The sequence below is a fragment of the Sporosarcina sp. G11-34 genome (genome assembly GCF_026931025.1).
Genome location: NZ_JAHNZW010000008.1, coordinates 89,771 through 105,048 on the forward strand (window position 1 = coordinate 89,771; position 15,278 = coordinate 105,048).

Consider the following 15,278-nt stretch of genomic DNA (forward strand, 5'->3'; position numbering starts at 1 on the left):
CACTGGGTGCGGAGTTTTTGTTGTAAATAAAGCCTTCTTCTTAATTTTTAGTGCTAATCTTACGGACATTTGGCAGAGATTCTTTAAGTCTCCCAACCATCCATTTCCTTCTTGCACCTTTCCATGACAACGGAAAAGACAGCATATGAATACGCCAGTACAATGGTGGATGAGCCAGAAAATGAAATTCAATAAGACGAATGAACCAAGGACTTCGTTCTAAATTTTTCATTTTGATTACTTTTGAAGAATTTTCCTTTACCGTACCGTATTCAACTGTCTTCGCCTGTGTATTATCAAGCGCTTCCCCCAACTCGTGAAGTCCACTTTTCATTTGTGCTCTTCCACCTACCAATAACTCCGCCCCCAAATGATCCGCTCGTACTTCTGCCCACTGCTCAACAAATGATAAATAAGTCGGGAATGCCAACATCAAACAATAAAAGAATGGAAGGATAACAAATAAATTATCAGCGAATGCAACGAGTTGATCGAAAAAAAGATAGACAACTCCAGCGACAAAACCTAAGAAAGCGAGCCGCGCAACTTGGATCATCAGCACATCACGTTTTTTAATATGAATCGCTTCATGGGCCACAATCGCTTCAACTGCTTCTATTGAGAGTTGTGAAGTCGCTTTCGTTATCATCACCGTACCGCGTCCAATATTCATTCCCGTCGCCAACCCATTATGAATAGGTGAATCAACTAGAAATATTTTCACGCTAGGAATGCCCGCCTCTCGAAAAATCATTCGCGACCGTTCGAAAATATCTCCCTCCGTAAGTTCTTCCGCATCCATCGCCGTAACAAGAACACGGTCTGAAACGTATAGATTGAACACCCACCAAAAAAGAACAAAACCAACAATGACAAATGAAGGTACCTCTAACCATATGAGTATAAATAACAACCCCGTATAAGCCGAGACTCCTTTCACAGTAATGGCAAAATAGCCTTTCCAAAATAATCGTTTCAACACTTTCGGATGCCATAATGGTAAGACTTTTGTCACTTCACTTTCAGTTTCTTCAGCTACATACGCTCGAAAAACAGTGTGCCACTTCTCCACTTCACTCGGTGTTATATAAATATTTTCACCTGGAAATGACAATTTCAATACTGATTGAAATGAACTTGTATAATCTTGATTTGCGGATAAAATCGTAAACAATGGATGGAGCTTTAATAAATCAGGCGCGGACTCCTGAGTAATTTCTTTTAAGTCTTCGATTGGAAATTCCCTTGATTGAAAAAACGATGAAATAATAAATTGTTTTTCTTCGGGCAACCAATAGGACTTCGTTGAATAATAATTACCGATTCTTTCAATCATTTGCGCTAACACACCAATAAACATTAGAACGATTAGAAACTTCAAAACCGCATATATTTCTGGCGCAAACAAATAAAATAGAAGTGCGCCGAAAATAACAAATAAGGTCAGCGCAAAATCTGCTATAATCCGTTTGAAATTTTTCGTTTGAATTAATTCGACGGACGTGGTTTCTTTCAATTTCGACTCCAGTTCTATTCGCTTTGCTCTTTTTTCACGGTCTAACTTTATCCCGAAAATCCCATAAGAAATAGTTACGTAACTCATCAGCATCATCGCTTCCCAAAACGGAAAAATGATGAAAAAATAAGAAATGAAGGCAATTAATGATATTACTTCAACGGCCGTTCCAACTTTTTTCGAAAGAAAGAACGTAACAAGTGTAATCCCTAATCCTACAAATACACATAATAAGACAAGTAGCTCATTTGGAAATATTTGCATCATATTCACAACCCCCGCTTTCTTTCACTATATATTCAATTTATCACAGTAAAAAAATATCCATTTCGATTTTATTCTTTCTTTACTATTCAAAAGAAAGAATAATCGTAGTTTTTTGTTTGTATTTCCCAGAGGTAGTATAATCAATCTATCGAAGTGCGCAGAAACGTCGTTGGACGCGGGTAAAGTATATGTCCGCGACGGCTTTCTTCAAGCTTCTGAGGATGCTCTTAAAATTACTGTGACAGGATTTGGAACACATTGTGCAGAACCGCATACAGGCATGGATCCAATTTTAGCAGCGAGCCATATTATGATTGCACTTCAATCGATTGTGAGCCGCAACGCAAACCCTTTGAAAGAACTAGTCGTCTCCATTGGAAGTTTCCGTTCAGGGCATGCGGATAATGTCATTCCAAACGAAGCGAAAATGGAAGGTACAATCCGCGTATTCAATCCGGAACTACGGAACTCGCCAGTCGCCGGGTTCGTGACATGCAGAATCGCCCCGGCGCATACTTTTTTGTTGGCGCTAAAATGGACGACGAACAGCATGTATTCCCTCATCATCACGGAAAACTTTATCCCCATGAACTGGCAATGGAAATGACGCCAAAGTATTCGCAGCAACATTTTTCGAAGCGTAGAAATAAGTAATAAATATATATAATAAATAAAAGCCTTCCTACCCACGTATATTTGCGTAAGGTAGGAGGGCTTTTATTTTTTATTTAAGAGAATTGCTTTTTTTAACGTTGCTGCAAGTACACGCGCACCAACATCGAGTGCTTCATAGTTGAATGTCATGTCTGGATGATGTAACCCTGGTTGGAGATCTGCTCCAATTCCAATCATTGTTGCTTTCAACTCGGGTCGATGAATCGTGTAAAAGTGAAAATCATCGCTACCCGAAGTAATTACTGCAGGTGCAAGCCCCTCTTCGCCAACGGTTTCCAAAATCCCAGTCCTTGCAATTTCGACCGACTCCTTAGACACTTCCGCAGCCGGCGTATAGTCGGTCCATTCCGTCTTAATTTCTACACCATACATCTGACCGACGGCAAGGATACCTTCGGTTATTCTTTCCATCAACTCATTCAATACTGCATTTGACTGCGCACGTGCATCGAGTGCAAACGTAGCGGAACCAGGGATAATATTGACGCTATCCCCTCCGGCTTGCATTTTTGTCAACTTAACAGAGTATGCTTCGTATGGAGAAAAGTAAATTGTTTTCAAGAAATGGTTAATTGCAAATAACGGATCGATTACGTTCTTCCCTTGATGTGGGCGTGCCCCGTGCGCATCGACTCCCGTAATTTTACCTTCAAGGAATACTGCCGCACCGTGATGGATTGCGGGTGTAATTTTACCGAAAGGAATTTCTTCTATTGGACGAAGGTGCACACCAAACAAATGCGATACCCCATCTACAGCACCCCGTTCAATCATCGATACCGCACCATTTCCTTGCTCTTCTGCCGGTTGGAAGATAAACCGGATACGTCCACCCAAATCCTCAGTTTTTAAATAAGTTAAGGCACCCAAAACCATCGCTATATTCGCATCGTGTCCACATGAATGATTCGCCTTGAATACACCGCCTACTTCTTGCCATAACGCATCGATGTCCGCCCGGACTGCAATGATCTCATCGCCTTCTCCGATTTCTGCAACTACTCCTGTGACATCTTCAAAGGTTTTATGCTCCACACCCATGCCCGATAAAATCTCCACAAGTTTTGCAGTTGTCTTGAATTCTTTCAAACTTACTTCCGGGTTTGCATGAAAATGTTCAAACCATTCGCCAATTCTTTCTTTAACTTCCAATTAAAACACTCCTATCATTACTGCAACAACGATTGCAATACGTGCGTTAATAATCCGCCCCCAATTTAGCTTCCAAATAAATGTGTATAAATAATCCTAGGCACATGACTATTCATTGTCAATGCTTTTTGAACACGTCACACATAAAAAATGCCCTAAGTCGGGACTTGATCTGGACTTAGGGCTACGCTCAACTTCTTAATTACTTTTATTATTCAAATCTCGCCCTAATTCAACAGGCTCAAACCTATTGAGTCAGGGTTTTTTTTCATCCATAAATAATTCCCTTTTGGAAGAGTGATATACAGAAGGCTTAGGAATATCCGTCAACTACTTAATACTTTCTTGTTTTGTCTCTATTCTCCGATTTTTGATTTATTCTAATCACAACCGTACACCATTCTTTCCGGGTGTATTACTTCGTTAGCTTCATTTCTTTTGTCATTTCGATTACTTCTTCAATACTCAAATTCGGATCAATTGGCATGACTGAATAACTAATACCATTTTCCTTCCAGTAAATTATGCGGAAATTGGCTAAATCCATAAAGGCCCCTTCTTGTTCTCGTATTATGACCAATTCTTCACCCGGATTCGTTAAATCTTCATCATCCACTTCCTCGGGCGATTCAAATGCGGATAGTGTGAATAATGGGAGGTCATCTTTTACATAATCAATGTTTATTTCTATTCTGTTAAACTCGCCTTCTAATTTTGATAGTTCAACTTTCCCGATTTCCCATTGATTGCTTTCGGGAAAATAAAGGAATGGTTTCTCCATATTGTCGGTCGCTTCGGCCAATGTAACTTCCGTTGTGTTGTCTATCGCATCCATATCTAAAACTTCAACATCTTCTGGAAGATCCAACACAAACTTCTCCGATGGAATTTCTACATCTAACTCCATTTTTGTATAGATCATTTCCAACGAGTTATTACCATTAGTTGAAATTAATTTCAATATCATCCAATTTTCTTTATCAATCCATAGTTCCATATCACCAAATAAAGTGTTCTTCTTGTTTGGTTTCGCAACAAGATGATGGGTCATACGATTCGCAATTTTTTCTTCGCCTTCAATGGATAATTTGTGCGTGTCTTCCACCATTTTAAGCAACATATCCGCTTGTTCTTTTAGTGAAGGTGGTGTCAATGAAGGCATTTCTAAATCATCTTCGTAAATAAACGCTTGATTTTCATCAGCAATATGCATTACAAATATAGTTCCATCGTTCACAGCAGTCGATTTATTTTCACCCGTCTTACTTTCTGATTCGATTCTTATTTTCCCATCGCTACTATGCCACTCTTTCGATATAGAATATTCCGTTTCCTGTCCATTTTCGCTATAGATCATTTCAGATTCTGAATAATATGAACCTGGCGTAGTCACTTCCTTTAATGCATTATTAACGACCTGCTCAGGTGAATATTGACTTTCTTCCAATGAACAACCAAATAAACCCATTGCTATTACAATAGTTATTCCCAGTCGTTTAATTCTATTCAATAAGTTCACCTTCTTTTATTATTTTTGGCAAACGGCAGATAACACAAACCCCTACTTCTTTTTCCGAAAAAATCTGCACAGTGCCACCATGTTTCTCGATGATTTGTTTTGTAATACTTAGTCCCAATCCAGTGCCACTTGAATTCCTTTTATTTCTTGCTTCGTCTGCTTGAAAAAGCGGATCAAACACTTGGTTTATTTCGGTGAGATCAATTCCTTTTCCGGTATTTTGGACAATCAAATAAACATATTCTTTACACTTGAACACGTAGGTCGTTTGCACAAAATTAAACAGCCAGTCAAGTTGTGACTTTGTGTTGGATATTGTGGCAATCTTTATTTTTCCCCTACTGTTTGTATGCTGAATTGCATTGCTCACTAAATTATCAACAACTCGCATCATTGACTTCGGATGCACCTTATACAATCCTGTCACATCGGAAAATGCGTCAAGATGAATATTTTTCTCTTCGCATAACGGTTCATAATCCGAAACTAACATGTCAAAGAATTCTCCGCCCTCCACTTGAACAAACGCTAATTCATACGATGGCGACTGCATCAGTGTATATGTCAATAAATCATCTAACATTTGTTTCATAAAGTTCGACTTTTCCACGATAACTTGTCGGTATTCACTTTGCTCTTGAACGGACAGGTTTTGATTTAATTCCAGCGATTCCGCGTACGCACGAATTGACGTGAGCGGTGTTTTTAAATCATGGGAGATTGTTGCAATCATATATTCCTTGGCTCTTTGTTCCTGTTCAATAATATCCCTTGCAATATTGATTTGTTTTCGCATGTCATAAAAATGTCGTTGTAATTCACCAATTTCATCCTGATTCGTTGCTGTTTCTTCAAACATCTGTCCGTCAGCAAATGCCGTCATTTCATTTTTCAAATCTACAAGTCGCCTGTTCAATTTTTTATTTACAAACACCATTACTGTTAGATAGATAAGTAAAAAGGATGTAATAAATAGCCCGAATATAAACCATGTTCGTTCGGATACACCCGCCATCCATTCACTTCTGGCTAATTCTACTTGGAAAAATCCAACAAGTTCATTTTTATCGAATACCGGCTGTTTATAGCTGTAGGCACGAAAACCTTGATTTAGGGAGAATAAGTTTTCATATAGTTTCTCCCGATTTGTATAGGATTGTATTGAGTACATTGGATTTGATGAGTAGACAATAAATCCATCGGGGTTGTAGAGATAAATCGACAATTTCTCACTTGAAAGCTTATCAACTTCTGGTCGATCTATTTTCATTTGATAAAGTTTAGGATTGTTCAAGACAGACTTTATATCTGTCAATTCCATAGATGTCGCAAAAAACTCTTGCACTTTCTGGTCATTGTTGTATGAATTAATCCAAGCGAATAAAAAATAAGCCATCACGAGAGGAAGAATCATAACGATTAAATAAGTCGTCAATAACCATGTCTTAATTTTCATAACGGTTCACCGATGAAAAGATAGCCCTTCCCCCACACCGTTTGAATGAATTTAGGATTTTTCACGGGGTCTTCTAATTTTCCACGTAAAGACCGAATATGAACAGTGACCGTATGCAATCCTTCTTCATCTACTTGATGCCAAACATGTTCATATAGTTCACTTTTCGAAAAAACACGTGCGGGGTTTTGTGCCAATACTTTAAGTACATCGAACTCCATTGCCGTCAACGAGACTGTTTTTTGACTTAGCAAAACTTTCCGCTGATCCCAGAAGACAGTGAGTTCATGCGTATAGTTCGTTTTATTCTCACTGACAGGCACACCTTTATAGCGCCGCCATCGACGAAGTTGAGACTCAATACGGGCTTTCAATTCAACCAAGCTAAATGGTTTCGCCAAATAATCATCTGCCCCTAGTTGTAGTCCCTCTACCTTGTCTTCGTCTTCTTTTCGCGCACTAATAATTATGATGGGAACATCACTTTTCCATCGAATGTTTTGGCATAGAGTAAATCCATCCATTTCCTGCAACATTAAATCCACAAGAACAAGATCATATGAACCTCGTTGAAAATCTTCCCATCCTTCAAGCCCGGTCGTTGCCCACGTTACTTCATATCCTTCCAAGCGGAGCATATCTCGCACAACGCGTGCAATTTCCGGGTCATCTTCTACAAGTAAAAGTCGCGATTGCATCCTCAATTCCTCCCGTGAATTCAATGTATCATAACTAACTAATCATCCATTCGATTTTATTGTTTCTTTACTATTGAAAGGTTCGATAACATAAAGAAAGAGTGATCTAAGATTGGGACTTTCCCACCAATCTTTCAAATCACTCTTATATTTCAATTCATTAGTGCTCCCAAATAATATTTCCAATCCCTTCAATATCATATCCCAGTGAATCTAGTTTTTCAGTAAAATTGGGATCATTTAAAATATCTAAAACAGTAGAATTCAATTTTTCGTTCTGCTCGCTTTTCAACATAACTAAATCATAGCTTTCTTTAATCATCGGAACGAAGTCGATGTTTGCCCATTTTGCAGCTTGTTCAATTCCAATTCCGACGTCTGCCCCACCATTTGCAACGACCGAGGCAATTGATAAGTGGCTTGTCTGCTCGTTTTCATAACCGTTCACTTCTTCCCTAGAAATACCATGAAGACGTAACTGCTCATCTAACAGCACGCGGGCTCCAGCTCCAGATTCCCGGTTCACAATCGTTACATTCGCATTCCCTAAATCCATCCAAGTGCTTATTTTTTTCGGATTTCCTTTTGCCACATATAGACCTGCTTGCCTGCGAATGAATTGAACGACAATAAAGGATTTACTGACTAATAACTTGCGAATATAGGAAACATTGTATTCTTTCGTATCCCCATCGAATAAATGGGTACTGACAATATCTGCATTGCCTTTATACATCGCAATCAAGCTATCCAAGCTCCCTACATAAGATCGGAGTGGCCGGAAGTCATTCGTCCTCATTTCGAGTTGCCTAGCTAACATATCCAAACTATTGTCTTGACCACTAATAATTATTGAACGTATTGAAGCATTGCAATCTTGTTCTTCACTATTCTGCTGCGAAGGGCTTGTTTTCACTTCTCGCCCTCGAACTTTGTAATTTTCCAATTCACTCGCATCTACCCTCATTTGTCTCCCTACGCGATACGCTTGAAGCTCGCCTTTTTTAATCAAATCATACACCGTTAATTTAGACACTTTTAAAAGATTTGAAATTTCTTCTGTCGTATACGATTCGTTGTTTGACATGTCAACACCTCGACAATATTTAGTTAATTCTAGCTTATCATTTACTTCGAGTGGAAAGCGAATTATAATTAGTTATATCTAATTATGTTTAGATATAACTAAGTATAGTAAGGAGCGTGTTTTATATGAAAAAGTTAATATTCTTTTCGTTACTACTCGTTATGTCTCTTGTCCTTATCGGATGTACCGCTAAAAAAGATGAAACGTCTAAACCAAAACCAGAAGAAAAAGTAGTTTTAATGGTCTCAGCCGCAGTTAGCTTAACAGATGCACTTGAAGAAATAAAAGAGCTGTATGAAAAAGATCATGCTGTAGAATTAACTTACAATCTACAGGGATCCGGTAGTTTAGCACAACAAATTCAACAAGGTGCCCCAGTGGATGTGTTCATCTCCGCAAACCAAGAGTGGATGGACACGCTTGAAAACGAAGAACTTATTATTTCAGCTACTCGTCAAGACATTACCGGTAATAAACTCGTGCTCATAACAGGAACCTCATCAAACATTAACTATTCATCTGTTGATGACATCTCGCCTGAAGATATCGAGCAAATCGCAATTGGGAATCCAGAAAGTGTGCCTGCAGGGGAATATGCCGAACAAGTCTTGAAAAAGCTAAATAAGTTGGAGGGGTTGGAAGATAGGCTTGTACTTGCGAAAGATGTACGGCAAGTATTGACTTACGTTGAAACAGGGAATGTCGATGTCGGCTTTGTCTATGAAAGTGATGCACTTTCTTCAGACAAGATTCAAATTATAGCAACCGCCGAAGACGGCACACATGATCCCGTTATTTATCCTGGCGCAGTCCTTTTGGATACGAAACATGAAAAAGAAGCGACTGACTTTTTAACATTCATGGCATCGGAACAAGCACAAACTATTTTGCAGAAACATGGATTCAGAAAGTGATTTGAGGTGATTTTCGATGACTGATATGAATTTTTCTCCTTTATGGCTGTCCCTTAAAACAGCAACAATCGCCACCGTTATTGTATTTATCCTTGGCGGGCTACTTGCGCGACTAATTGCGCGTAATTCATTCCCTGGTAAAAGCATAGTTGAAGCAATTATTCTATTACCACTTGTACTCCCACCGACCGTTGTCGGATTCGGTTTATTATACCTGTTTGGGAAAAATGGATTTCTAGGACAACTCTTAATGAATGTATTCGATTTTCAAGTTATTTTCTCTTGGTATGCGGTCATTATCGCCGCGGTTGTCGTTTCTTTTCCACTTATGTATCAAAGCGCTGCCGCTGCATTTCAGCAATATGAACCAAACATCGAAAACGCGGCTTATACGATGGGTGCCTCTAAATGGAAGGTCTTTTGGACAATCTCTTTTCCACTTGCATGGCCAGGATTATTAGCGGGTTTGGTCTTATCGTTTGCACGTGCACTTGGTGAATTCGGTGCGACCCTTATGCTCGCTGGCTATATTCCAAATGTGACAGACACGATTCCATTAGCAATCTACTTTGCTGTCGAATCCGGCAATATGGAAATGGCAACATTCTGGGTAGTAATTATTATTTCTCTTGGTTTTAGCGCCATCCTTTGGCTAAACTGGTGGAGTAAACGGAACATGATGCGTTACTCGGAAAGATAATGCTGAAACAACCTGCTTAGATTAGAAGAGGTTCCTTATTTCAACGTATAGTAGAAAAGAGGTTACATATGCTCTCTGTAAACATTCAAAAAAAACTAGCGCATTTCGAGTTGGACGTCGATTTCAAAGTCGCAAAAAATGAAATTATCGCCCTTTTTGGTCCTTCGGGGTCTGGAAAAACAACTATCCTTAATTGCATTGCAGGTCTGACGAAAGCAACTGACGGGTTAATCCAACTGAATAATCGTTCATTATTTCAAGGAAAACAAATCAATATCCCAATCCAGCGCCGAAAAATCGGCTATCTTTTTCAAGACTATGCTCTCTTCCCTCATTTAACGGCTTGGAAAAATATTGCATATGGGATGAATTCAGAACCCTTTGCAAAACAATTAATGAAAGAACTGCGAATCGATCATCTCGCGGATCAATACCCAAACGAAATTTCCGGTGGTGAAAAACAAAGGGTTGCTATTGCACGGGCATTGGCGACCGAGCCTGACCTCTTACTTTTGGATGAACCTTTTTCTGCATTGGACGACGCTACACGAGAAAAAAGCCATGAAGAATTATTACGTCTTCATAGTTTATGGGAAATTCCGATCATTCTCGTCACCCACAGTCGCAGTGAAGCAGAAAAACTAGCCACTCGCATTTTGTATTTAGAAGAAGGTCAATTACAGCGCGAACAGATTCAGTCTAAATTTGGATAAACAGTGAAATTTATTTTTCAGGAAAAGAAACGACAATAGTTTACATAATACTATTATCAGTAATAAAACAACCGTATGGATTTACTTTCCATACGGTTGTTTTATTATACTTTATCTTTCACTCTCTTAATTTCAATATCTGAAACTATATCATTCATAACCCAGCTTGCGCAGACAAGTCCCGCTACCGATGGAACGAATGCGTTAGAAGCAGGAGGCATTTTCGCTTTCCGAATGTATGCATCTGGCTTTCCTACAGTTTGCGCGACTTCCTCCCGAATAACAACGGGGCTTTCATCTGAGAAAACAACAGGCACACCTTTTGAAATACCCGCTTTTCGAAGTCTGATACGAATCACTTTCGCGATAGGATCCGTATGCGTATTCGATATATCAGCGATTTTGAACCGAGTCGGATCCATTTTGTTTGCCGCGCCCATACTTGAAATGACTTTAACACCGCGTTCCAAACACTCTTTAATCAGGTGTATTTTATAAATGATTGTATCTGACGCGTCAATCACATAATCGGGTTTATAGCTAAAAAATTCATCCGCCGTTTCTTCTGTATAAAACATGTGAAGTGAGATGACTTCACAATCTTTGTTAATATCAGCTATACGCTCTTGCATAACTTCCGTCTTTGAACGCCCTACCGTGGATAAGTAAGCAACGAGTTGCCTATTAATATTCGTAACATCTATATCGTCTTTATCTACAAGAATAATCCGTCCGATACCGCTTCGCGCACAAGCCTCGGCTGCAAAAGAACCAACACCTCCGACTCCTAAAATTGCAACAGTTGTATTTCGCATCCGTTCAATACCTTCGTTTCCAATTGCTAACTCATTCCGTGAAAATTGATGCAACAAAAGAATTCCACCCTTCTATCTTCAAAATTATTAATTTTCCCCAATAAAAAACCTCTCCGCATTTACGTCAGAGAGGATTAAATTCATAAGTAGCACGAATCCCAAATGTGCCGTTTTTGTAGTATCGTTTTGAACCCGCTCATAGCAGGTGGGTGTCCTATTCGACCCTTTTGACGTCCCATGACAGGCGTGTCATCCACATCGAAATGCAGACTCCCGACGATAAAAATGTTCGGTCAAAACTGATTGGCAAGTAACGAACACTTCAGGATTCGTATTAATATTAGATTAACATAGATCTTTAATTTGTTCAATGATTTTACCGAATAAGTTTTTATTATTATCGGTATATTCTCAAGAATCCCTTACTTCTTCGTTACGATTCCAATACCCAACTCTGCTAATTGCTTAGCATCTACACTGTCAGGAGCCGACGTCAATAAATCACTTGCGCTTGTCGTTTTCGGGAATGCGATTGTGTCCCTTAAGTTTGTAGAACCAGCAAGCAACATAACAATACGGTCGAGTCCAAATGCAATTCCGCCATGTGGTGGCGTACCATACTCAAACGCATCGAGAAGGAATCCAAACTGCTCTTGCGCTTCTTCTGCGCTAAATCCTAGCGCTTTAAACATCTTCTCTTGCACATCACGTTCGTAAATACGAAGAGATCCACCACCAAGCTCATAACCATTTAACACAAGGTCGTATGCTTGTGCTTTAACTTTATCCGGATTCGTTTCCAACTCTTCAACATTTTCCGGCATAGTGAACGGATGGTGTGCAGCTTGGAAACGATTATCGTCTTCATTGTATTCAAATAGTGGCCATTCCGTCACCCATAAGAAATTGAATTTCGATTCGTCCACAAGTCCGTGATCTTTTCCAAGTTTAACTCGCAATGCACCTAATGTGTCAGCAACCACATTCTTTTTATCTGCAACGAATAATAGTAAATCCCCAGTTTCTGCGCCTGCAACAGTTTTTAGAGATTCTGCTAATTCGCCTTCAAAGAATCGTCCAATTGGACCTGTCAATCCATCTTCAGTTACTTTCAACCAAGCTAAACCTTTAGCTCCGTATCGTGAAGCAAATTCCCCAAGTCCTTCGTCAATATCTTTTCTTGTATAACTATCCGCACCATTTTTCACATTAATTAATTTGACTTGACCACCTGACTCAACAGCACCGCTAAACACTTTGAATGGTGCATCTTTGACGACTTCAGAAACATCGATAAGTTCCATCTCAAATCGTGTATCTGGTTTGTCAGAACCATAACGTGCCATTGCTTCATCATAAGGAATCCGTTTAAATGGAATCTCAACGTCGATTCCTTTAACGTCTTTCATCACTTTTTGCATAAGGCGTTCGTTCAATTCGATAATTTCTTCCATTGACATGAAACTCATTTCCATATCAATTTGTGTGAATTCTGGCTGACGGTCTGCACGAAGGTCTTCATCACGGAAGCAGCGTGCAATTTGATAATATTTATCGAAGCCAGATACCATCAACATTTGCTTGAAAAGTTGTGGCGATTGTGGCAACGCATAAAATTCACCTTCATGCACTCGACTTGGTACGAGGTAATCACGTGCTCCTTCTGGTGTTGACTTCGTTAAAATTGGTGTTTCCACTTCCAAAAACCCTTCATCATCTAGGAAATTACGAACTGTTTTCGTAATTTCAGAACGCATTTTAAATACACGTGCAAGCTTTGGACGTCGAAGGTCAAGATACCTGTATTTCAAACGAAGTTCCTCACCAACATCTGTCTTGTCTTCAATAATAAACGGCGGTGTTTTCGCTGCGTTAATAATCGAAACTTCATCCACTTGGACTTCAATTGAACCCGTTTTTATATTAGGGTTTTTTTGTGCTTCCTGACGTTCTATTACTTTCCCAGTAATGCTTAGTACATATTCGTTACGAACTGTTTCCGCAATTTCTAATGCTTCTTGTGAAATCGCCGGGTTAAATACCGTTTGAACAATTCCTTCACGATCGCGTAGATCGAGGAAAATAAGTCCCCCTAAATCTCTTCTTACTTGGACCCAGCCTTTTAAAGTAACTGTGGACCCCACTTCTTTTTCTGATAAGTTACCGCAATAATGTGTACGAGCCATTAACTATTCATCCGCCTTTCGTTATCGTGTCAAAATATCCTTAATCTTTTCAATCAATTCGCCAGTAGCAATCTTTTCCTGTGTGCCGTCCGACATATTTTTTACCATCGCGACATTTTCCGCTACTTCATCTTCACCAATGATTACAACTACTTGTGCATTAAGCCTGTCAGCAGACCTCATTTGGCCTTTCATCTTCCGATCCATGTAATCCATATCGGAGCGGATATCTGAGCTTCTTAACTCGCTTAGCAACTTGAAACCCGGATGCTTCGCTTCTTCGCCAAGCGTGATTACATACACATCTAGATTTGGCTCATCGACAAAGGATTTCCCTTCCGCTTCCATCGCAAGAAGAAGGCGTTCGATACTCATCGCAAATCCAATACCAGGTGCTGAAGGTCCACCGATTTCTTCTGCCAGACCGTTATATCGTCCACCACCGCAAAGGGTCGTGATCGCACCGAATCCTTCCGATGTACTCATAATTTCAAAAGCTGTGTGATTATAATAATCAAGTCCTCGCACGAGGTTCGCATCGACTTCATAGGCAATTCCCAAATCATCTAGATAACTTTTAACTTCTTTAAAATAGGCCACTGATTCTTCATTTAAATAGTCAGCAAGTGATGGGGCCGACGCAATCAGCGGGTTTTTATAGTCCACTTTACAGTCCAGTATGCGCAGTGGATTTTTTTCAAGTCGAGATTTACAATCCCCACAGAATTCTTCAATATGCGGGCCGAAATGTGCGATAAGTGCTTCTTTGTGAGAAGTTCTACATTCCGTATCGCCCAGTGAATTCAGTACAAGTTTTAACTTAGTAAGTCCTGCACGTTTGTAAACATCCATTGCAAGTGCAATCACTTCCGCGTCAATCGCTGGATCTGCGCTTCCAATTGCTTCTGCACCAAACTGTACAAACTGACGATACCGTCCGGCTTGTTGCCTTTCATAACGGAACATTGGGCCCGTATAGAAAAGTTTCACCGGTTGGTCGGGATAGCCGAACATTTTATGTTCAACGAACGACCGTACGACTGGTGCTGTACCTTCGGGACGAAGTGTCATTGAGCGATTCCCTTTGTCCATAAATGTGTACATCTCTTTTTGTACGACATCTGTCGTCTCTCCTACAAGGCGTTGAAAAAGTTCTGTCTGCTCAAATAGCGGCGTACGAATTTCTTTGTATCGATACGTATCACATGTCTCATTAATAATTTTTTCAACTCGTTGCCACTTCCACGTTTCTGACGGTAAAATGTCTTGAGTCCCTCTTGGCGTTTTAAATATCATCATAATTCCCCTTTCTATCAAGAAAAGCACTATAGCCTAGACAATAAAAAAAAGACCCCCATCCCTTGCATATGCAAGGGACGAGAGCCTTTTATAGCCTCCGCGGTTCCACCCTAATTGGCACACTTTGTGCCCACTCGTAATCCGGGATAACGGCCAGTTCCGTCCATACCTACTGAAAAATTATTCTTCAGTATAGAGCCTCAGTGGTGTTTTTCAATGTAAATGTCTGTGGGGTGGATTTCAGCCACGTCCTTCCCCTCTCTTGCCAGCTTAGTATACAA

The 15,278-nt window shown here is 39.8% G+C and carries 13 protein-coding genes, 1 other RNA gene and 1 other annotated feature (1 of these 15 cut by a window edge); of the genes, 4 read left to right on the forward strand and 10 right to left on the reverse strand.

Annotated features, from left to right (window positions below):
• Nucleotides 1–40: 40 nt before the first annotated feature.
• A complete protein-coding gene (locus KSU66_RS13135; RefSeq protein ID WP_269051915.1) occupies nt 41–1,783 on the reverse strand; it encodes a M48 family metalloprotease in 1,743 nt (580 codons plus the stop codon).
• Nucleotides 1,784–1,952: 169 nt separating this feature from the next.
• On the opposite strand from KSU66_RS13135, the gene KSU66_RS13140 reads away from it, so the two are divergent.
• Nucleotides 1,953–2,390, forward strand: a complete 438-nt coding sequence (locus KSU66_RS13140; protein ID WP_269051916.1) for a peptidase dimerization domain-containing protein — start codon at nt 1,953–1,955, stop codon at nt 2,388–2,390.
• A gap of 110 nt (nt 2,391–2,500) precedes the next feature.
• Here the strand turns inward: KSU66_RS13140 and KSU66_RS13145 are convergent, their stop codons facing one another.
• The 5 genes from KSU66_RS13145 to KSU66_RS13165 form a co-directional block, all read right to left on the reverse strand.
• Entirely contained in the window at nt 2,501–3,610 is a 1,110-nt protein-coding gene (locus KSU66_RS13145) for an amidohydrolase (protein WP_269051917.1), read from the reverse strand.
• Between the two features lie 415 nt (nt 3,611–4,025).
• Entirely contained in the window at nt 4,026–5,120 is a 1,095-nt protein-coding gene (locus KSU66_RS13150; RefSeq protein ID WP_269051918.1) for a LolA family protein, read from the reverse strand.
• A complete protein-coding gene (locus KSU66_RS13155; RefSeq protein WP_269051919.1) occupies nt 5,113–6,585 on the reverse strand; it encodes a sensor histidine kinase in 1,473 nt (490 codons plus the stop codon). The genes KSU66_RS13150 and KSU66_RS13155 overlap by 8 nt, the downstream gene beginning before the upstream one ends.
• Nucleotides 6,582–7,283, reverse strand: coding sequence for a response regulator transcription factor (locus KSU66_RS13160; protein ID WP_269051920.1), 702 nt, complete (start codon nt 7,281–7,283; stop codon nt 6,582–6,584). Before KSU66_RS13160 ends, KSU66_RS13155 begins: the two co-directional genes overlap by 4 nt.
• A 160-nt stretch (nt 7,284–7,443) precedes the next feature.
• A complete protein-coding gene (locus KSU66_RS13165) occupies nt 7,444–8,370 on the reverse strand; it encodes a substrate-binding domain-containing protein (protein ID WP_269051921.1) in 927 nt (308 codons plus the stop codon).
• Between the two features lie 125 nt (nt 8,371–8,495).
• On the opposite strand from KSU66_RS13165, the gene modA reads away from it, so the two are divergent.
• The 3 genes from modA to KSU66_RS13180 all read left to right on the forward strand — a co-directional run bounded on the left by modA (nt 8,496) and on the right by KSU66_RS13180 (nt 10,697).
• Nucleotides 8,496–9,284 (forward strand): molybdate ABC transporter substrate-binding protein, encoded by a 789-nt coding sequence (gene modA, locus KSU66_RS13170; RefSeq protein WP_269051922.1) that lies wholly within the window; start codon nt 8,496–8,498, stop codon nt 9,282–9,284.
• A gap of 25 nt (nt 9,285–9,309) precedes the next feature.
• Nucleotides 9,310–9,984: a molybdate ABC transporter permease subunit gene (gene modB, locus KSU66_RS13175; protein ID WP_269052050.1), complete on the forward strand. Its 675-nt coding sequence runs from the start codon at nt 9,310–9,312 to the stop codon at nt 9,982–9,984.
• A gap of 68 nt (nt 9,985–10,052) precedes the next feature.
• Nucleotides 10,053–10,697: an ATP-binding cassette domain-containing protein gene (locus tag KSU66_RS13180; protein WP_269051923.1), complete on the forward strand. Its 645-nt coding sequence runs from the start codon at nt 10,053–10,055 to the stop codon at nt 10,695–10,697.
• A gap of 104 nt (nt 10,698–10,801) precedes the next feature.
• Here KSU66_RS13180 and KSU66_RS13185 read toward each other — a convergent pair whose 3' ends face one another.
• The 4 genes from KSU66_RS13185 to hisS form a co-directional block, all read right to left on the reverse strand.
• The gene (locus KSU66_RS13185; RefSeq protein ID WP_269051924.1) at nt 10,802–11,569 is read right to left on the reverse strand and encodes a tRNA threonylcarbamoyladenosine dehydratase; all 768 of its coding nucleotides are present in this window, start codon (nt 11,567–11,569) and stop codon (nt 10,802–10,804) included.
• 94 nt (nt 11,570–11,663) lie between these two features.
• Nucleotides 11,664–11,844: non-coding RNA, 6S RNA (gene ssrS, locus KSU66_RS13190), on the reverse strand.
• Between the two features lie 90 nt (nt 11,845–11,934).
• Nucleotides 11,935–13,698 carry an aspartate--tRNA ligase gene (gene aspS, locus KSU66_RS13195; protein ID WP_269051925.1) on the reverse strand — a complete coding sequence of 588 codons (1,764 nt, stop codon included), beginning with the start codon at nt 13,696–13,698 and terminating at the stop codon, nt 11,935–11,937.
• Nucleotides 13,699–13,719: 21 nt separating this feature from the next.
• Nucleotides 13,720–14,994, reverse strand: a complete 1,275-nt coding sequence (hisS, locus tag KSU66_RS13200; protein ID WP_269051926.1) for a histidine--tRNA ligase — start codon at nt 14,992–14,994, stop codon at nt 13,720–13,722.
• Nucleotides 14,995–15,067: 73 nt separating this feature from the next.
• Nucleotides 15,068–15,278 (reverse strand) — a binding site (T-box leader) (it continues 25 nt past the right edge of the window).